The sequence below is a fragment of the Methylobacterium mesophilicum SR1.6/6 genome (assembly GCF_000364445.2).
In the GTDB taxonomy this organism is placed as follows: Bacteria; Pseudomonadota; Alphaproteobacteria; order Rhizobiales; family Beijerinckiaceae; genus Methylobacterium; species Methylobacterium mesophilicum_A.
On the sequence record NZ_CP043538.1, the window covers coordinates 5,555,646 to 5,573,762 of the forward strand.

General features: G+C 71.5%; 18 protein-coding genes. 6 read left to right on the top strand and 12 right to left on the bottom strand.

All coding sequences use genetic code 11. The annotated features are described in order from the left end of the window. Positions 1 to 261 precede the first annotated feature (261 nt). Complete coding sequence (locus MMSR116_RS26290) at positions 262 to 1,713, top strand: carbohydrate porin (protein WP_039894009.1); 1,452 nt, start codon at positions 262 to 264, stop codon at positions 1,711 to 1,713. Positions 1,714 to 1,770: 57 nt separating this feature from the next. After that, positions 1,771 to 3,306: a cation:proton antiporter gene (locus MMSR116_RS26295; protein WP_010685383.1), complete on the top strand. Its 1,536-nt coding sequence runs from the start codon at positions 1,771 to 1,773 to the stop codon at positions 3,304 to 3,306. Positions 3,307 to 3,372: 66 nt separating this feature from the next. Here the strand turns inward: MMSR116_RS26295 and gshB are convergent, their stop codons facing one another. Continuing rightward, positions 3,373 to 4,329 carry a glutathione synthase gene (gshB, locus tag MMSR116_RS26300; protein ID WP_010685382.1) on the bottom strand — a complete coding sequence of 319 codons (957 nt, stop codon included), beginning with the start codon at positions 4,327 to 4,329 and terminating at the stop codon, positions 3,373 to 3,375. 46 nt (positions 4,330 to 4,375) lie between these two features. Further along, positions 4,376 to 4,669 (bottom strand): hypothetical protein, encoded by a 294-nt coding sequence (locus MMSR116_RS26305; protein ID WP_010685381.1) that lies wholly within the window; start codon positions 4,667 to 4,669, stop codon positions 4,376 to 4,378. A gap of 476 nt (positions 4,670 to 5,145) precedes the next feature. Here MMSR116_RS26305 and MMSR116_RS26310 point away from each other — a divergent pair, with 476 nt between their 5' ends. After that, entirely contained in the window at positions 5,146 to 5,358 is a 213-nt protein-coding gene (locus MMSR116_RS26310; protein ID WP_010685380.1) for a hypothetical protein, read from the top strand. A 19-nt stretch (positions 5,359 to 5,377) separates the two neighbouring features. Further along, a complete protein-coding gene (locus tag MMSR116_RS26315) occupies positions 5,378 to 6,196 on the top strand; it encodes a hypothetical protein (protein WP_010685379.1) in 819 nt (272 codons plus the stop codon). 42 nt (positions 6,197 to 6,238) lie between these two features. Here the strand turns inward: MMSR116_RS26315 and MMSR116_RS26320 are convergent, their stop codons facing one another. The 4 genes from MMSR116_RS26320 to MMSR116_RS26335 all read right to left on the bottom strand — a co-directional run bounded on the left by MMSR116_RS26320 (position 6,239) and on the right by MMSR116_RS26335 (position 11,925). Then, the gene (locus MMSR116_RS26320) at positions 6,239 to 8,176 is read right to left on the bottom strand and encodes an adenylate/guanylate cyclase domain-containing protein (RefSeq protein ID WP_010685378.1); all 1,938 of its coding nucleotides are present in this window, start codon (positions 8,174 to 8,176) and stop codon (positions 6,239 to 6,241) included. Positions 8,177 to 8,357: 181 nt separating this feature from the next. Continuing rightward, a complete protein-coding gene (locus tag MMSR116_RS26325; RefSeq protein WP_039893979.1) occupies positions 8,358 to 8,969 on the bottom strand; it encodes a DUF1254 domain-containing protein in 612 nt (203 codons plus the stop codon). Next, positions 8,957 to 9,640 carry a DUF1214 domain-containing protein gene (locus MMSR116_RS26330; RefSeq protein ID WP_010685376.1) on the bottom strand — a complete coding sequence of 228 codons (684 nt, stop codon included), beginning with the start codon at positions 9,638 to 9,640 and terminating at the stop codon, positions 8,957 to 8,959. The genes MMSR116_RS26325 and MMSR116_RS26330 overlap by 13 nt, the downstream gene beginning before the upstream one ends. A gap of 5 nt (positions 9,641 to 9,645) precedes the next feature. Beyond that, the gene (locus tag MMSR116_RS26335) at positions 9,646 to 11,925 is read right to left on the bottom strand and encodes a transglycosylase domain-containing protein (protein ID WP_039894008.1); all 2,280 of its coding nucleotides are present in this window, start codon (positions 11,923 to 11,925) and stop codon (positions 9,646 to 9,648) included. Positions 11,926 to 12,209: 284 nt separating this feature from the next. On the opposite strand from MMSR116_RS26335, the gene MMSR116_RS26340 reads away from it, so the two are divergent. Beyond that, the gene (locus MMSR116_RS26340) at positions 12,210 to 12,701 is read left to right on the top strand and encodes a YcgN family cysteine cluster protein (RefSeq protein ID WP_010685374.1); all 492 of its coding nucleotides are present in this window, start codon (positions 12,210 to 12,212) and stop codon (positions 12,699 to 12,701) included. 107 nt (positions 12,702 to 12,808) lie between these two features. On the opposite strand, the gene MMSR116_RS26345 is transcribed toward MMSR116_RS26340, so the two are convergent. The 6 genes from MMSR116_RS26345 to MMSR116_RS26370 form a co-directional block, all read right to left on the bottom strand. After that, entirely contained in the window at positions 12,809 to 13,489 is a 681-nt protein-coding gene (locus MMSR116_RS26345) for an NrsF family protein (RefSeq protein WP_010685373.1), read from the bottom strand. Then, positions 13,489 to 14,046 carry an RNA polymerase sigma factor gene (locus MMSR116_RS26350; protein WP_039894005.1) on the bottom strand — a complete coding sequence of 186 codons (558 nt, stop codon included), beginning with the start codon at positions 14,044 to 14,046 and terminating at the stop codon, positions 13,489 to 13,491. The genes MMSR116_RS26345 and MMSR116_RS26350 overlap by 1 nt, the downstream gene beginning before the upstream one ends. Positions 14,047 to 14,147: 101 nt before the next feature. Further along, the gene (locus MMSR116_RS26355; protein WP_010685371.1) at positions 14,148 to 14,861 is read right to left on the bottom strand and encodes a DUF1223 domain-containing protein; all 714 of its coding nucleotides are present in this window, start codon (positions 14,859 to 14,861) and stop codon (positions 14,148 to 14,150) included. 65 nt (positions 14,862 to 14,926) lie between these two features. After that, complete coding sequence (locus MMSR116_RS26360; RefSeq protein WP_010685370.1) at positions 14,927 to 15,733, bottom strand: creatininase family protein; 807 nt, start codon at positions 15,731 to 15,733, stop codon at positions 14,927 to 14,929. Positions 15,734 to 15,830: 97 nt separating this feature from the next. After that, a complete protein-coding gene (locus tag MMSR116_RS26365; protein WP_010685369.1) occupies positions 15,831 to 16,364 on the bottom strand; it encodes a protein phosphatase CheZ in 534 nt (177 codons plus the stop codon). 109 nt (positions 16,365 to 16,473) lie between these two features. Continuing rightward, complete coding sequence (locus tag MMSR116_RS26370) at positions 16,474 to 16,857, bottom strand: response regulator (RefSeq protein WP_010685368.1); 384 nt, start codon at positions 16,855 to 16,857, stop codon at positions 16,474 to 16,476. 262 nt (positions 16,858 to 17,119) lie between these two features. Between MMSR116_RS26370 and MMSR116_RS26375 the strand changes: the two genes are divergently transcribed. Beyond that, entirely contained in the window at positions 17,120 to 18,106 is a 987-nt protein-coding gene (locus MMSR116_RS26375; RefSeq protein WP_010685367.1) for a bifunctional riboflavin kinase/FAD synthetase, read from the top strand. The last annotated feature ends 11 nt before the right edge of the window (positions 18,107 to 18,117 follow it).

An 18,117-nucleotide genomic window follows, 5' to 3' on the forward strand; every position in this document is an offset into this window, starting at 1 on the left:
GATCCTGCAAAGGGTGGGGGCCCTCAACCGATGCAGTATGCTACGCTGTGGCACCGTTGCCCCCGTAGCGGAGTAAGAGGTGCCGGGCCCTCCAACACGCCCCCTCATCCTGAGGTGCCGCGAAGCGGCCTCGAAGGGGGGGTTCAAGAGCCTCCGCGATCTCTGGAGGGCTCCTTCGAGGCCTCCGCTACGCTCCGGCACCTCAGGATGAGGGCGTGGGCCGGATTATCGTGTTTGGTCGCTCACAGCGGCAACCGGAGCATCATCCGCAGGCTCACACCCCGTCTCGCGATCGGGCTCGGCCTAGTGGTCGCGCCGGCCGAGGCCCAGCAGCAAACCCGGACGGTCTTCGAAGGCGCGGGCGCCGATCCGCGCATCTCGGTCTCCCAGCCGGAAACCACCAGCCAGGCATCCGGCGGCTACGTCCGCTCGGTGGAACCGTATCTCGGCCCCCTCGGTGATCCCCTCGGCATCCGCCCGCTTCTGAAGGAACGCGGGATCGAGTACAGCCTGACCTACATCGCCGACGTCCTGGGCAACCCGGTCGGCGGGATCCGGCAGGGCGCGATCGTCGAGGACCGCCTCAACCTGCGGCTCAACCTCGACCTCGACCGGTTGGCGGGCTGGCAGGGCGCGACGGTTCACGCCAACGCCTATTTCATCCACGGCACCGGCCTGTCGCGCTACTATGTCGGCAACCTGCTGACCACGAGCGTGATCGAGGCGCTGCCCTCGACGCGCCTCTACGTGCTCTGGTTCGACCAGACCCTGATGGACGGACAGCTCGGGATCCGCATCGGCCAGCAGGCAGCCGACACCGAGTTCTTCGTCAGCCAGACCGCGACGCTGTTCGTGAACTCCACCTTCGGCTGGCCGGCGATCACCGGGCTCGACCTGCCGAGCGGCGGCCCGGCCTACCCGCTCGCGGCCCCGGCGATCCGGGCGAAGTACGTCCCGGGCAACGGATTCTCCCTGCAGGTCGGGCTCTACGACGGCGACCCGGCCGGGGCGAACCGCCCCGGCCAGGATCCCGAGGCGCAGCGCCTAAATCGGACGGGCACCAATTTCCGCGTCAACGACCCAGCCCTGATCGTCGCGGAGGCGACCTACGCGTACAACATCGCCCCCGGATCCAAGGGCCTGCCGGGCGACATCACCCTCGGCGGCTGGCAGCATTTCGGCCGTTTCGACAGCCTGCGCTTCGACATCACCGGCGTTCCCCTCGCCGACCCGAGCGCCTCCGGCATCGGCCGCCCGGTGCGCGGCAATGCCGGGCTCTACGCGATCTACGACCAGACGCTCTACCGGGAATCCGGCAAGGACGACGAGGGCCTCGGCTTCTTCGTGCGCGCCGCGTGGTCGCCCACCCGATCCAGCCTGATCGACGCCTACGTGGATACCGGCCTGGCCTACAAGGGCCTGTTCGAGGGCCGGGACGACGACACGGTGGGCGTGAGCGTCGCCTTCGCCCGCATCAGCGACGAGGCCCAGCGGGCCGACCGGGACACGATCCTCTACTCGGGCCAGCCCATGCCCCGCCGCAGGGCCGAGGCGGTGATCGAGGCGACCTATCAGGCCGTGGTCGTGCCGGGCTTCACCATTCAGCCGGACGCGCAATACGTCATTCATCCCGGCGCCGGCATCGCGGGGCCGGACGGCCGCCGGCTGCGCAACGCCGCGGTGCTCGGCCTGCGCGCGACCGTGCAATACTGAGCCGGCCTGCGACGGCGGCGCCGGGAACGGTGACGGCGCTCCGCCTCTTTCAGCAGCATGTTGATCTTCGAGTGGGTTGTCGGCGTCCTGTTCGGCGCCGTCCTCCTGGCCGGCCTGGCGCGCCGGCTGGGCGCGCCGTATCCGGCCTTCCTGGCGTTGGGCGGAGTCGGCCTCGCCTTCGTGCCCGGCGTCCCCAACCTGCGGCTCGATCCCGAGCTCGCCCTCGCGCTGTTCCTGGCCCCCGTCCTGCTCGATGCCGGCTTCGACGCCTCCGTGCGGGACATGAAGGAGAACTGGCGCGCGGTGCTGGGGCTCGCGGTCGGCGCCGTGGCGGTGACGACGCTGGCCGTCGCGGTCGTGGCCCGGCTCGTCGTGCCGGACATGCCGCTCTCCGCCTGCATCGTGCTCGGTGCCGTGGTCGCGCCGCCCGACGCGGTGGCGGCGCTGGCGGTACTCAAGCACGCGCCCATGCCGCACCGGCTCGCCACCATCCTGCGCGGCGAGAGCCTGCTCAACGACGCGGCCTCGCTGCTGATCTACCGGCTCGGCGTGACGGCCGCGATGGCCGGCGCCTTCCACCCCGCCGAGGTTGCACCGGTCTTTCTCCTGGGCGTCGTGGGGAGCCTCGTCGTCGGCCCCGTCCTGGGCCTGATCTTCGTGGCCCTGACGCGGCGCGTCACGGACCCGGCGAGCGCGATCGTGATGCAGTTCGTGGGTGCCTTCGGGATCTGGCTCGCCGCGGAGCGGCTGGAGCTGTCCGGGGTGCTCACCATCGTCACCTTCGCGGTGACGGTGGCGCGCCGGGCGCCGGGCGTGACGGCGCCGCGGGCCCGGGTGATCTCCTATGCGGTCTGGGACACGGCGGTGTTCGTCCTCAACGTCCTGGCCTTCGTGCTGATCGGCATCCAGATCGACCCGATCCGGGAGCGGCTGACCGGCGCGGATGCATGGCAGGCGCTGATCCTCGCGGGCGCAACCTTCGCCACCGTGGTGGTGACCCGCCTCGCCTGGGTGCTGCCGACGACCGGGATGCGCGGCATCGGCATCCGGCAGGCCGGCGCACCGGCCCGGCTCGGGCCAGGTATCGCTCTGTCATGGGCCGGGATGCGCGGGATCGTCACGGTGGCGGCCGCCCTGGCCCTGCCTGCGGAATTCCCCCATCGCGACCTCGTGGTGGTCACCGCCTTCTGCACCGTGCTGGGCACTCTGATCATCCAGGGCCTGACCCTGCGCCCGCTGCTGGCGCACCTGAAGCTGGAGGATGACGACCCGGTCGGGCGCGAGACCGGCCGTGCCCGGGCCGCCGCCTACAAGGCCGCTCTGGACAGCCTCGCGGAGGCCGAGGACGAGCCGGCGACCGAGGCGATCCGCGCCGAGTTCCAGGCGGCGCTGGCCGAGGCCGAGGAGCACGAGGAGGGTTTGGCGCCGGAGAGCCTGCCGGCGGACGCCGCCCGGCGCCGGGCCGTGGAGGCTGCCCGGGACGCAGTGCTGTCCCTGCGCCGGCGCGGCCGGATCGGCGACGACGCCTACTACCTGTTGGAAGAGGAGTTTGACTGGGCCGAGCTCAGCGCCACGCCGAAGGCGGAGACGTGAGGGGGCGTTTCCAGCCGGGGCTTCTACGGGCCGCGCGAAGCGCTTCAGCGGCAAGGCAGAGCACAGTCACACACCCTTGCGGGCGGCGACCCGCGCCTCGATCGCATCCCAGACCGCCACCGACAGGTCGGGTCCGCCGAGCCGCTTGATCGCCCGGATGCCCGTGGGAGAGGTGACGTTGATCTCTGTCAGATGCCCGTCGATGACGTCGATCCCCACCAGGATCAGGCCCCGGCGCGCCAGTTCCGGGCCGATCGTCGCGCAGATCTCGCGCTCGCGCTCAGTCAGCTCCGACGCGGAAGCCGCGCCGCCGCGGACCATGTTGGAGCGGATGTCGTTCGCTGCCGGCACGCGGTTGACCGCGCCCATGGCCACGCCGTCGACCAAGATGATGCGCTTGTCGCCCTCGGTGACCCGGTCGAGGTAGCGCTGCACCACCCAGGCCTCCCGGAAGGTCGTGGCGAACAGGTCGAACATCGAACCGAAGTTCGGGTCCTTCTCGGTGACCTTGAAGACGGCCGCGCCGCCATGCCCGTGGAGTGGCTTCATCGCCACGGTGCCATGCTCCAGCCGGAAGGCCTCGATCTCCGCCTTGTCGCGGCTGATCAAAGTCGGCGGCATCAGTTCGGGGAAGTCGAGGACGAACAGCTTCTCGGGGGCGTTGCGCACCTCGAACGGGTCGTTGACCACGAGCGTCTCTGGATGGATCCGCTCCAGCATGTGGGTGGCCGTGATGTAGGCCATGTCGAAGGGCGGGTCCTGGCGCATCAGCACCACGTCCGCCTCGGCGAGGTCGATCCGCTCCGGCGGCGTCAGGGTGAAGTGCGCGCCCTCCACGTCCTGCACGGTCAGCCCCTCGACCCGCGCGGTGACGCGCCGGCCCTGCATCGAGAGCCGGTCCGGCGTGTAGTACACGAGCGTGTGCCCCCGCCGCCGGGCTTCCAGCAACAGAGCGAACGTGGTGTCCCCCGCGATCCGGATGTTCTGGATCGGGTCCATCTGGACCGCGACGGTCAGGCTCATCGAAAACGCCCCTCGCCAGCGGCGGGTATCGCGACCGGAGGCCGACTCACTCGTCGGACAGCGACTTGCTGCCCGTGCGCTTGTCGTAATCGCCGATCGCCGCGCGACACTCGGGCGACAGGCGCTTGCGGTTGCGCATCATGCAGCGGTCCGCGTCCTGGCTGTTCGGGTCGACGCCAGCGCAGAGGCGGAAATAGTCGTTCGCGCAGCCGAGCTGCAGCCCCTGGTCCTCGCGTTGGGCGTAAGCCGGGCCAGCGGTGAGGGCGAACAGCGCCAGCGCCGCCGTGGCCAGCCCGCGGCGGCGGAAGGAGCGCAGGGATCGTTCCGGAACCAGTCGCATTCAGCGGTGTCCTCAAATCTCGTTCGGGCGGAGAACCGACGCGACGGTCCCCCCATCCACCCGCATCCGGCATATCGGTCGTGCCGGGCCGTAGGCAAGCGCCGCGGGTCCGCGGCGGTTCCAAGCGGAGTGGCGACGGCAACGCTTCGCCGCACTGTGGCGCGCGGGTCGCAGGACAGGCTCCAGGCCGAGAAAAAGGCCCCGCCCGCGATCGGACAGGGCCTCAAGTCGAAGGGAGGAAACGCCCGCCATGGGCGGGAACCGCGTCGCAAATCGCGCGCCAACCGCCCGCCGGCCAGTGCCGGGAGCCGGCCGGAGAAAGCCTTGAGGGGTGGGCCGAGCAGCGGGCGACGGAGCGGGCCGAGGGCCGGAAAGAGTCCGTTAACCACGTCGTGCTGCATTGCCCACGTAGCCCTTGCCGACGCCCGTCCCGGGCCCGGGCCAGAAGCTCGGATTGCCGACAGGAGCCGGAGATCATGACCGTCATCAAGCCGCAGGCGTCGGGCACGGCGCCTCAATCCCTGCAGGCAGCCGATCCCAGGCGCGAGCCGGACCCGACCGCGACGGCGGCCGTCATCGCGTTTCCCGGCGCCGAAGCGCGCCGGACGCGCCGCATCCCGCGCTCGGACGAGCAGCGGGGCGAGATTCTCCTGTTCCTCGGCGTGCGCTACGAGCGCCTCGCTTCCTGAGCCTGCCCGGGGATTGCCCATGCCAGTCCCGGATCGCCCGCGGCCCGGCCGTTCTCGAACGGTAACGGGCCTCTTTCCAGTCTTCGCGGCGCTGGCGCTGCTGGCCGCCTGCACGCAGAACGGCGATTTCGGCCGGCCGCGCACCGGCGTCTGGAACGGCCTCATCGACACCACGGGCAGCTTCAGCACCCATGGCCGCGGGCGGCTGCTCCTCGATTCAGGCTTGACCGACGACGAGCAGGCCCTGCGCGATCGCGCATGGCGCTTCGTCCAGCCGACCAGCACGTTCGCGGCCTTCCAGGACGCCGCGTACGGCCTCGCGAGCGCGCACGCGATGCCCCCGACCTGGCGCGTGGACGAGATCGGCGCCTACTACGATGTGCTGACCGCCGAGCCGGCCCGCTCGCCGGTATCCCGCTACCGGCAGCTCGGCGACGACGCCACGGCGGATGCCCGGCTGATCCCGCTCTTCGCCGCGCTCGCCGCCCGCGTGATCGACGCGGATGCCGCGCGCCTCCGCAGCCTGCCCTTCGCCAAGACCCTCAACGATATCGACGTGCGGCTGGCCGCCCAGCGGGTTGCCGAGAACCGCTGTCTCATCGCCTGGGTCAGGCTCGAAGCCGGCCTGCGCCTCGCGCGCTACCGCTTCGCCCTGGAGCACCTCTTCGCGGCGGCGCCGGCCCCGGAAGCCGTCTCGGCCGAGCGCTCCCTGGCGATGCTGGCCGCCCGTCGAAACCTGCTCGGCCCGCTGCTGCCGCCCGACGCGGCAGCGCGGTGCGGCCTCGAACCCCTCCCGCTGCCGGTCGCGCAGGCCGGGCCGCTGGTAGTGAAGGATTGAGCAGACGCACGCCACCGGCATTCTCCGTCCGGAGGCGGGGCTTCATCCTTCGGGCAAGCCCGCCTTCCGCAGGCCCTCGACGATTCGCTGATATTCGATCAGAAACGCCGGATTGTCCGAGAACCCTGCCGTTGCCCACTTCCTGACGGTGTAGCCCGGCATCAGCTTCAGGAGTTCCGCGACCGCATCCTGCGCTTCGGCCTTCTGCCCGGTCCAGCCATAGGCAGCGGACAGATCGACATAGGCCAGCCAGAGCGGCCCCGCCGCGACCGATTTGCGGCACCAGTCGATGGCCTCCGCGTCGCGGCCGAGATGGGTGTAGGCGTGGCACATGTGGAACAGCCAGAAATTCAGCGCCGGGTCGGTCGGGCTGAGACGCAGGGCCTTCTCGATGAGCGGCAAGGCTTCGGTCGAACGGCCGAGCAGGATCTTCGTGTGGCCAAGCTCCTCATAGGCGACCGCGAGGTTGCGGTCGTTCCGGATCGCGGTTTCGAACTCGGGGACCGCGAGATCGTGCTTCTTCTGTGCTTTCAGGATCTCGGCCTTCACGAAATGAGCCATCGCGTGCTCGGGCGAATCCAAGAGAACCGGCGTGATGGCCTCGTCCGCTGCGGCCAGATCGTCCGCGGGCTTCGTGCTCCAGCGGAGCCAGACGAGGTACGACAGCGTTCGCGCCTTGCCCACCAGGGCCGAGACGAGGGTCCGATCCTGCTGGAGGGCGCGCTCGAAGAGGCCGAGGGCGTCTTGAAGGTGCGCAGGGCTCGGACGTCGATTGAGCGCGGCCCATCCGCGCATGGCGAGATCGGCCGAATCCGGGTTGTCCGGCCGCTCGCGGAGCATGCGCAGGCTTTCCGCCTGCGTCAGCTGCACGTCGAGGGAGCGGGCGAGGCGGGCCACGAATTCGACCTGCAGGTCGCCGAGGCGGCTGCGCTCGCCCTCGAAGCGGTCCGCCCACACGTGGGCCCCGGTCTCCGTCGAGATGAGCTGCGCGTTCAGCACGACCTGATCGCCGGTGCGGCGCACGCTGCCTTCGAGGGCGTAGCGGACGCCGAGATCGCGCCCGAGTTGCTTCACGTCGACGGCCTTGCCCTTGTAGGTGAAGGCGGTGTTGCGGGCGATGACGAAGCTGCCGGCGAGGTGGGACAGGTCGGTGGTCAGATCCTCGGTCAGACCGTCGGCGAAGAAGGCCTGTTCGGGATCGCTGCTGAGGTTCACGAAGGGCAGCACCACCAATGACAGCGGCGGCATCGCCTTGGGCGGAAGGCCGGTCTGGACCGCGAGCGTGTGATCGGCCGTGGGCGCCTTGGCGGGCCAGAACCACCAGCCGAAGCCCAGCGCGGCGAGCCCGGCCGTGGCCGAGATTGCGGCGGCCCTGACACGGCGGCCAGACGCGGCAGCCCGTGGGACCTGATCCAGTTCATCCTCGGGCAGATCCGTGCACGCCGCGATCGTTTCGGCGGAGAGTGCGAAGACGCCGATCGGCCGGGCGATGTTCTTGAGTTCGACCTTGCCGCGATCCTCGAACCGGTAGGGCAGCTTGTCCCGAACCTGATCGTGGATCGAGCGGGAGACACACAGGCCGCCAGGCTCCGCCAGCGGTTCCAGGCGCGCGGCCACGTTCACGCCGTCGCCGTAGAGGTCGCCGTCTGGCTCGGCGAGAACGTCGCCGAGATTGATGCCGATGCGCATGCGCATCGCCCTGTCGGCGGGCAGGTCGGCATTGAGCGAGGAAGCCGCGCGCTGGATGGCGACGGCGCAGGCGACGGCGCAGACGGAGCTGTGGAACTCGACCAGGACGCCGTCGCCGGTCGATTTCACGATCCGCCCGTGCGCGGCGGCGACCTGCGGTTCGATCACGGTCCGGCGGAGTGCCTTCAGCCGGCGCAGGGTGCCGGTCTCGTCCTCCGAGATCATCCGGCTGTAGCCGACCACATCTGTCAGCAGGATCGCGGCGAGGCGGCGCTCGACGGCCCGGTCCAAGACTGCGTCCTCCCGCGCGATTTTAGAGCGATTACTGTATCACGACCGCTTTCTCAAAGCACCGCCCGCACCCAGCTTTTGATGTGCTGCATTCGGCACCGCGACACCCCGGACCAGACAGGTATTCGCGTCGGCGTACAGACACTCCGCGCCCGTGCGGTGACACGCGGCGGAACGAGACCTACCGCCCGGCTCCCTTGGCGGACGGCTCGTCGGTCGCCGTGTCGGTGGTGCACGAGACCGCCTGCACGGCAGCGTTGGCCGCCGGCCGCTGGCTCGGCAGCCCGGCGATCACCCGGACCACCACGAAGCCGCGCGTGTCCGGCGCGACGATGCGCACGTCCCGGCTCGGGTCGTTCTCGTCGTCGTCGGCGAGCGCCTCGTCGTACTGGGCGCGGGTGAGGATCACGAGGTCGAGGGCGCCGCGAACGGCGGCCTGATCGGTGACCGCGTAGAAGGCGCCGCGCCGCGCATGCGCGGCGAGCGACAGGGACAGCGGGCCCGTGCGCGCCGAGACGCGCATGGGGCCGTCCGCGAGGTCGTAGGCGCAGACGCCCACCGCCACCGCCGGATCCGGGATCGGCAGCCAAGCCTCGGGCGGGGAGGGGTCGTCGCCGGTCGCCACCGTGTAGATCGATTGCGGGTGGTCCAGGCCCTCGCTGGTGCGGGCACGGGAGACGGCGTCCTTCTCCGACAGGACCGGGATCGCCAGGACCGCCGCGATGTGGACGATCCCGGCCAGCACCAGGCCGACCAGCGTGGCGTAGACGAAGCGCAGGCTCACGGGGCGCATCCCAGACGCGTGATGGCCGGCACGGTGCTCCGGTCGAGGGAGCCGACGCTGGCGGCGACGGGCGTATCGTAGAGGCGCAGCGCCAGCCGCACCGGTCCGCTCGCCCGGGGGCTCGGCAGCCAGTTCCCGGGTTCGACATCGGGTCCGAGGACCACTACGAACCGTCCGTCGGCCGACCGGAGCACCTCCGTCGAGGTGAAGCCCTCGCGCACCGGCGCGCGGCCGGGATCCCGCGGGCCTCGTCCCGCCACCGTGAGGGTCCAGGCACGGGCAGGCGGGGTGCCGCCGCCGATCCGGTAGGTGCAGGTGGCGTCGAGCGCCTGACCCTCGTCGTCCGCCGCCGCGGTCAGCAGGAGGCCCTCGCCCACCGCCAGCGGGATCTCGCCCCGGCGGGCGTTGACCGCGCGCGTGTACGGGTCGGCATTCGCGGCGCCGGCCCGGGGCCAGGCCGTCCAGGCGCCGACCTGCACACCCCCGAACGGGTAGCCGCCGCTCGTCGCCCAGTCCGCGCTGGCGAGGCCGAGCACGCCGCCGAGCGCCAGGGTGTAGATCGCCAGGCCGACCACCGAGCTCTTGCGCCACAGGCGGGCGACGAGCCTGACGGCGCGGCTGCGCCGGACTCCGTCGGCCGCGGACGGGCGGCCGAGTCCCTGAGACAGCGTGAGCTTCATTGCGCTCACCGCACCTCGATGAAGCCGCCGACCGAGCGGGTGCCTTCGGCGATCTCCCGCGGCGCACCCGCCGCGGCCCGGTCGCCGGGCTTCTTCTCGGCCTTGCGCGGCTCGCCCGCGGACCCGGCCTCCGAGGCCGGCGCGCGCTCGACCGTGCGGAACAGGCCGTTCAGCCCGCTGATCACCTCGAAGGACCGGCGCGAGAGCTTGCCGTAGGCGCTGGCATTGGGATCGGTCGGGGCTGTCGGCCCGCCGGAGGCCTGCTGCTGCGCGGCGCGCGGGCTGTCCTTCAGACCGGGCAGGCCCTTGATCTCGATGCCCTGGTGGGCCGGCTCCATCACGTCGTGCCAGGTCTGGGCTGGGAGGGAGCCCCCGGTCAGCTTGTTGGTCGAGGTGTGGTCGTCGTTGCCGAACCAGACGGCGCCGACGTAATTGCCCGTGTAGCCGACGAACCACGCGTCCCGGTAGGCGTTCGTGGTGCCGGACTTGCCGGCGACCTTCACGCCCTCGAGCTGGGCTCGCTTTCCGGTGCCCTCCTCGACCACCTTGTTGAGCATGAAGTTCATGTCGGCCACGACCTGGGGCGGGAGCACCCGCTCGGGCGCCTCGTCGGCGTGGCGGTAGATTACCTCGCCGGAGGAGTTCTTCACCTCCATGGCGGCGTAGGGCTTGGCGCGGAAGCCGCCGTTGGCGAACACCGCGTAGCCCGCCGCCTGGTCGATCACCGTCACCTCGTCGGAGCCGATCGGCATCGACACCGTGTCGATCAGGTTCGAGGTGATGCCCATCTTGTGGGCGAGGTCGGTGATCTTGGCGCGGCCGGCCTTCGCGGCCTTGGCCTCGTGGGTGATGCCCATCGCCTTGCCGAGCGCGATCGAGATCTTGATCGGGATCGTGTTGATCGACTTCGCCACCGCGAGCCACATCGGCACCCGCCCGGCATAGGAACGGCCGTAATTCTGCGGGCACCAGTTGCCGATGCAGACCGGGCTGTCGACCACCACGGTCTCGGGCTTGAACAGGCCCGAGGCGAGGGCCGCCGAGTAGACGTACGGCTTGAACGAGGAGCCGGGCTGGCGCAGCGCGTCGGTCGCGCGATTGAACTGGCTCTCGCCGTAATCGGCGCCGCCCACCATGGCGCGCAGTGCCCCGTCGGGATCGAGGATCACCATGGCGGCCTCGTCGACGTCCATGGCGTCGCCGGACTTGCGCAGGATGTCGGCCACCACCTCGTCGGCCCGCTTCTGGATGGCGAGGTCCAGCGGCGTCTTGACGGTCAGCACGCGGTCGTTGCGGAGCTTACCCGCGTCGGCCATGCCCTTGATCTCGCCGAACGCCCAGTCGAGGTAGTAGTCGGCGGTGATGTCGCGGGTGCGGGTCACCGGCGTCGCCGGGTTGCGGAGCGCCGTCTGGATCTGGCCTTCGGTGACGAAGCCCGCCTCCACCATGTTGTGCAGCACGTCCGCCGCCCGGGCGCGGGCCGCCGGCAGGTTCACGTGCGGGGCGTACTTGGTCGGCGCCTTGAACAGGCCCGCCAGCATGGCGGCCTCGGCGAGGCTGATGTCCTTGAGCGGCTTGCCGAAATAGTAATCCGCCGCCGCCACGGCGCCGAAGGTGCCCCCGCCCATGTAGGCGCGGTCGAGGTAGAGCTTCAGGATCTCGTTCTTGGTGAGGTGGCTCTCCAGCCACAGCGCCAGGAAGGCCTCGTTGACCTTGCGCTCCAGCGACCGCTCGTTGGTGAGAAACAGATTCTTGGCGAGCTGCTGGGTGATCGAGGAGCCGCCCTGCGTGCCGCTGCCGCCCTTCGAGTTGTTCACCAGCGCCCGGAGCGTCCCGATCGGGTCGATGCCCCAGTGCTCGTAGAAGCGCCGGTCCTCCGTGGAGACCAGCGCCTTGATCATGATGTCGGGAAACTCGTCGAGCTTGAGCGAGTCGTCGTGCTTGATGCCGCGCCGGCCGACCTCGGTGCCGTACCGGTCGAGGAAGGTGACGGCGAGGTCCTGCTGCTTGAGCCAGTTCTCGCTGGTGAGCTGGAAGGCGGGCTGGGCCAGCGCCAGCATCAGCACGGCGCCGCCGGTCCCGATGGTGACGCCCTCGCTGGTGAGATCCAGGGCGACGCGCTTCCAGCCGCGCACCGCGAAACGGCTCATGACGCGCTGGAAGCGCTCGTAGGCCTGGCCGGTGGACTGGCCGCCGTCGTACAGGGACGCGTTGACCCAGGCGTCGAACGCGAGCGCGGCGCGTTCGAGGCGGATCTTGATCTCGGTGAACGTCGGCAGGCGCACGATGTCGGACCCGGCTTGGCGAGCGCCCGTGCCGCGGACACGATCCCCGTGCCCGCGCCGCCACGGGACGCCCCCGTCCATAACAGGAACCGGACTCGTCGGCGAGGCTCTGCGCAGTCTAGCGGATCGCCGCGGGCGAGCTTGGGCATAACGCGCCGGACGCGATCCGGTCGCATCGGGGCTTCGCCGGCGACGCTTCCGTCGGCGACGCTTGCACCGGCGACGCTTGCACCGGTCCCGCGGCTCGGGCAGAGAGGCGCATCCCCGTCCGAGAGACTTCAACCATGCCCAAGCCCGAGGCGGCGAGCCGCGGGGCCGTCGACCCGTTCTGGCGGACCAAGACGCTGGAGGCCATGACCCCGTCCGAGTGGGAGAGCCTGTGCGACGGGTGCGGCCGGTGCTGCCTGATGAAGCTCGAGGACGAGGATACCGGTGAGGTCCACCACACCGATATCGGCTGCACGCTGCTGGACGGCCTCACCTGCCGCTGCCGCGACTACGCCCGGCGCCAGAAGCGCGTGCCCGACTGCGTCCGGCTGACGCCCGAGGCGGTGCGGAGCATCTCCTGGCTGCCGCCGACCTGCGCCTACCGCCTCGTGCGGGACGGGGAGCCGCTCCACCCGTGGCACCCCCTGATCTCCGGCCGGGCGTCGAGCGTTCACGAGGCCGGGATCTCCGTCCGCGGCCGGCTCGCCGGCAACGAGGAGGAGTTTTCCGAGGACGAGCTGCCCGACCGCATCGTGGACTGGCCGGGGCGCGATCCCTACGCGGGGTAAGGCGCCCCCATCAGGGCGGGTCACCCCGGTCGGAAGGATCCGATCCGAACCCGACGCGACGCTCCTGCCTCTCCCTGCGGGGCGGAGAAAGCCGCGCCCTCTCTGTCTCAGCGATCCTGCCCGCCGAGCAGCCGTCCGCCGGCCAGCCCGTTCACCGCGATGATGATCGCGACCGCGGCCGCGTGCATCAGGAGATCCGTCGCGGTGGCGTCGTGCGGGTGGACCGGCATCAGCAGCGCCGCAGCCGTGGCGGCGACCGCGAGACCCCCGAGGGCGGCCGTGAGGTTCGGCCGCAGCGGGCAGGCGCGGCGCAGCATCACGACGATGATCGCCGAGAGCGGCACCGAGACGCAGACGAGGAAGCTGAAGCAACCCATCACCGTGTGGGCGCCGGGGACGTCGGTCCCCGGGGCGATCCACTCGCGCAGGCAGCCGAACCCGCTCGCGCCGATCCAGAGGACCAGCGGCGGCAGGGGCAGCAGCGCCCAGCCGGCGGACCGACCGGGAACGCTGGTGGCGAAGGCCGCGAAGGCCGCGAAGGCCGCCGTCAGCACCGCGCCGATCGCCGCCAGGGCGAGATCGGGCACGCGCATGCGCAGCATGAAGCCCCCCGTCCCGGCCCAGGCCGCGAGGCCGAGGCCGATCAGGAGGGACGCACCGAGCCACAGGGCCGCGCGGGCCACCGGCGAGGGCAGCGGCCGCACCGGGTCGAGGCGGCCCGCGAGGTCCTCCACGAGCCGCTCGTGACGGGTCAGTGCGCAGCCGGCGCGGCTCCCCTCCCCGGACATCACTCCCTCTCCTGCGTCAGGCTGGCCCGGAGCGCCTTCAGCGCCCGGTGCAGGTTCACCTTGAGCGCCCCCTTGCTGCGGCCGGTGAGCGCCGCGGTCTCGTCGAGGGACAGTTCGCGCAGGCCGAGATGCTCCACCGCCTGCCGCTGCCCGTCCGGCAGCGCCGCCACGGCGCGGGCCAGGGCGGCGGCGCGATCCCGCGCCTCCAGTCCCTGCCCGGGGGCGGGGCCGGGATCCACCTCGGCCTCGTAGGCGAGGGGATCGTTGACCTCGTGGGGCCGGCGTCCGGCCCGGCGCAGGCGGTCGATCGCCCGCCGCTGCGTGATCGCCCGCAGCCACGGCAGGAACGGGCGCGCGGGATCGTAGCTCGCCCGGGCGCGGTGGACGGTCATCAGGGTGTCCTGCACCACGTCGTCCACCGCCTCGCCGCGCACGCCCTGCCCCCGCGCGATCGCCGACACGACCGGCAGGCAGGCCTTGAGCAGGGCGCGGTACGCGGCCGCGTCGCCCCCCTGCGCGGCCGCCATCAGGGCCGCGAGTTCCTCTTCGAGCACCATCCGGGCTCCGCCGCCGTTCCGTTCCCCGGCACGGGCCGAATCTACCCTGCGATCGGATCCCGGCGCCAGGGCCCAGCCGCCGCCCCCCGCCATCGCGAGGATCATCGCAAAGCCTCCCGGGCGGGAGCGGGCGGGTCGAGCCGGGCCGCCCCCAGGATCCGTCCGTCCGGCGCCTGCAGCAGCAGGGCCGCGGCCTCCCCCTCGGGCCGCGCCGCCGTGAAGGTCGCGGCCGTGCCGGACCAGGGGCCGAGGTCCTGCAGGGACCGGACGATGTTGGCCTGCTCGATGGTGCGTCCGGCATTCTCGCCGCGCAGAACCCGCGTGGTGTGGCTCGGGTCGAAGCCCACAAGCAGGACGCGGGCGGAACCGCTTCCGGCGCCGACCCGCGCGACGACACGGTCTCCGTCGCGCGCGACCGTGACGGGGATGCCGTCGCTGGCCGTCCGCGCCCGGGCGATCGCGGCGCGCAGGCCGGTCTCGTCGGAGCCGACCAGCCCGACCCGCCCGTCGATCACCGCCTGCGGCGTGTAGCTGGGGCCGCCGAGACGGGCGGCGTAGGCCTCCTGGCGGGCGGTGGCGGCCGGCAGGCTGTAGGGATCGCGCCAGTTCAGATGGTTCCAGTAGGTCACGTGGAAGGCGAGCGGCAGGACATCGGGGCCCTCGTGCGCGAGCCGCCCGATCAGCGCCTCCGCGGGCGGGCAGGACGAGCAGCTCTGCGAGGTGAACAGCTCGACGACGACGGGACGGTCCGCCGCCACGGCCGGGCGGAGTGCCGCACCGAGGAGGGCGGCCGAGATCAAGAGGGCAGGGCGCATGGCCGGGGCTCCGGCGCCGGATCATGCCCGGCGTACCGGCTCCTTCGGCGCGGCAGCCGCGGCGGTTACGCCGGACCGGACCCGTCGAGTTCGAAGGCGTCCACCTCGCGCAGCAGGGCCAGGAAGGCGCGGGCCCCGTGGTCCAGCGCCGCGCGCCCGGCCTCGGCCGTGCCGAGGCGCGCGTCCCCCATGGCGCCGGAGGGATGCAGGTCGCCGGCCTTCCAGGCGAAGGCGGCGGGGCGGCCGGCGCGCAGGTGCGTCAAGGTCCGGGCCATCGCCAGGGTCCGCGGCGGGAAATCGGCGATCCGGTCGGTCCGCACGAGGTCCGGCCGCAGCGCCAGCATCAGCGCGGTCTCGATCCCGCCGGCGTGGATCCCGTGCGCGATCTCGGCGTCCGGGAACAGGCCGTCCGGGTAGCCGAACCGCGCCCAGGCCGTCGTCACCGCCACCATCCCGAAGCGGGCGCGCAGCTCCGCCGCCACGAGGTCGATGAGCGCGCTGTTGCCACCGTGGCTCGAGACGATCACCAGCTTGCGGCATCCGGCGCGGTGGACCGCCGCGCCGATCCCCGTCCAGGCGGCGAGCGCCGTTCCGGTGTCCAGCGACAGGGTGCCGGGGAAGGCGTCGTGCTCGTCGGACTTGCCCACGGCCTGAACAGGCAGCAGCAGCACGTCGGGATCCGGGGGGCCTTCGGACGGCGCGAGCGCGCGCACCCGGGCGAGGTAACCCTCGGCGATGTCGCAGTCTGTGGAGAGCGGCAGGTGCGGGCCGTGCTGCTCGACGGCGGCCACCGGCAGCACCGCGATCACCCGCCGCATGTCGCGGCCGGAGAAGTCGCCCGTCGTGAGATCGGACCAGAGCCGCACCGCCATATCCGCCCTGGCCTCCCTCCGCCGCCGGGTCGCGGCTCTCGGAGGACGATCTAACCGGCCTGCCCGGGCGGAGTCGACGGGCCGGGACGGGACGGCCTCAGGCGAACAGCGCGTCGATGTCGTCCTGGGACGGCATGGTGTCCGCGGCCTGGGGGCCGTTGAGCATCAGGTCCTCGGCCCGGGCCCGGCGGGCGCGCTCGGCGGGGTCCAGCGAGGCGGTGTCGCGGGCCTTCACGGCGCCGACGAACCGGGCGAGGCGCTGCTCGAACAGGCGCAGCGATTCCACCACCTTGGCGATCCGCTGGCCGGTGATGTCCTGGAACGCGCAGGCCTCGAAGATCGTGTTGATCCGTTCCTCGACGGCATCCCGGTAGCCCGGCCCGTCGGGCAGGCCGAGCATCGCCTCCGCGGCCTCCATGATCGTGTTGGTGGCGCCCGCGGTGGCCGCAACGACGCTGCCGAGTTCCTCGTGCGCCATCGGAATCCGGTCTTGGCTCATCTCGTTCGCCCGCAGCGCGCCGATCTCCTCGCGGAGATGCGCGATGTAATCCGCGATCTCGATCAGCTCCGAGATCACGGCCTGCGGTTCACGGAGCCGCCTTTCGGCCTGCCGCGCGAAGGCTGACGACATGCTTTCCTCCTCGGATCGATGGACGCCCGCCCCGGCCGGGCCGCGTCTGCGGGCCATCAGGCGCTTCGGCGGACCGGCTGGACGGCGCGGGGGCGGTGCATGCGGCCGGTCAGCTCCCGCAGACCGCCTCGATCTTCGACTTCAGCGTGGCCGCGTTGAACGGCTTGACGATGTAGTTGTTCACGCCGGCCTTCTTGGCGGCGATGACGTTCTCGGTCTTCGATTCGGCCGTGACCATGATGAACGGCGTGGTCCGAAGATTTTCGTCGGCGCGCACGTGGCGCAGCAGCTCGTACCCGGTCATCGGCTCCATGTTCCAGTCGGAGATCACGAGCCCGTACTTGCGGTCCTTGAGGCGCGCCAGTGCCGCGGTGCCGTCGGACGCGTCATCGACCTCTTCGAATCCAAGCTGCTTCAGTAGATTGCGGATAATGCGGACCATCGTCTGGTAATCGTCGACAACGAGGATCGGCATGCTCAAGTCGAGAGCCATCGAATAAGTGCTCCGTATTGCCCGGCGGGAAGCCGCGGCGGCTCCCGGATAGTTTAACGCTTCGCTAACGCGGCTTTTTAGCTGCGACGCTCGGCATTTTAAATAGGGCACCCGCATTGCGAAGCCGTTAATCGGCACGGGCGCGCGGTCCCGCCTCGCTTGACCCTCCGGACGGCTTTCGGCAGGGTCCGGTGGCGTCGGGCCCCTCGCGGACATGTCAGGCGACCCCTTCCGACCCTTCCGAGCATCCAGCCCCCAACCGATGGTCTCAGGCGACGAGACGGCCGCGCGGCCCTTCACGATCTGCGGGCCGGACATGCCGGTGCCGCAATCCCTGGCAGGGGCCGTGGCGGCGATCGGCAACTTCGACGGCGTTCATCTCGGCCACCGGAGGCTCGTGGAGAATGTCCGCGCGGCGGCGCGGGAGACCGGCCGGCCGGCGGCGATCCTGACCTTCGAGCCGCATCCGCGCGCCTACTTCACGCCCGAGGCGCCCATGTTCCGCCTCACAGGCCTCGCCGCCAAGGAGATCGTGTTCGCCAGCCTCGGGCTCGACGGGCTGATCGTCCGCCGGTTCGACGGCGCGCTGGCCGCCACGGGGGCCAGCGCCTTCGTGCACGAGTTCCTGAAGGCCTCCCTCGGCCTGTCCGGAGTGGTGGTCGGCCACGATTTTCATTTCGGCCGTGGCCGCGAGGGCACGCCGGCCGTCCTGGCCGCACTCTGCCGCGAAACGGGTCTGAGCTGCCGGATCGTCGATCCGGTCGCCCTCGGGGACGAGGCGGAACCGGTCTCGTCGAGCGCGATCCGCGCCGCACTGGCCGCCGGCGACGTCGCCCGCGCCAACAGCCTGCTCGGCTACCGATGGTTCGTGCTGGGCCCGGTCCGTCACGGCGACAAGCGCGGGCGGCAGCTCGGCTTCCCCACCGCCAACATGCGGCTGCCCGATTGCGGGCTGGCGCACGGCATCTACGCGGTGCGGGCCCGCCTCGGACCCGGCCAGTTCCGCGACGGCGTGGCGAGCTACGGCCGCCGGCCGACCTTCGACGACGGCGCGCCGCTGCTCGAGACTTACCTGTTCGACTTCACGGGCGATCTGTACGGTCGGGAGATCGCCGTGGAGTTCGTCGGCCACATCCGCGGCGAGGAGCGGTTCGCCAGCGCCGACGCGCTGGTCGCGCGGATGCACGTCGACGCGGAGGCGGCGCGGGCCCTGCTGGCGCGCGATGCGACCCGGTCGATGCTGGCCTGATCCCCGCGGGG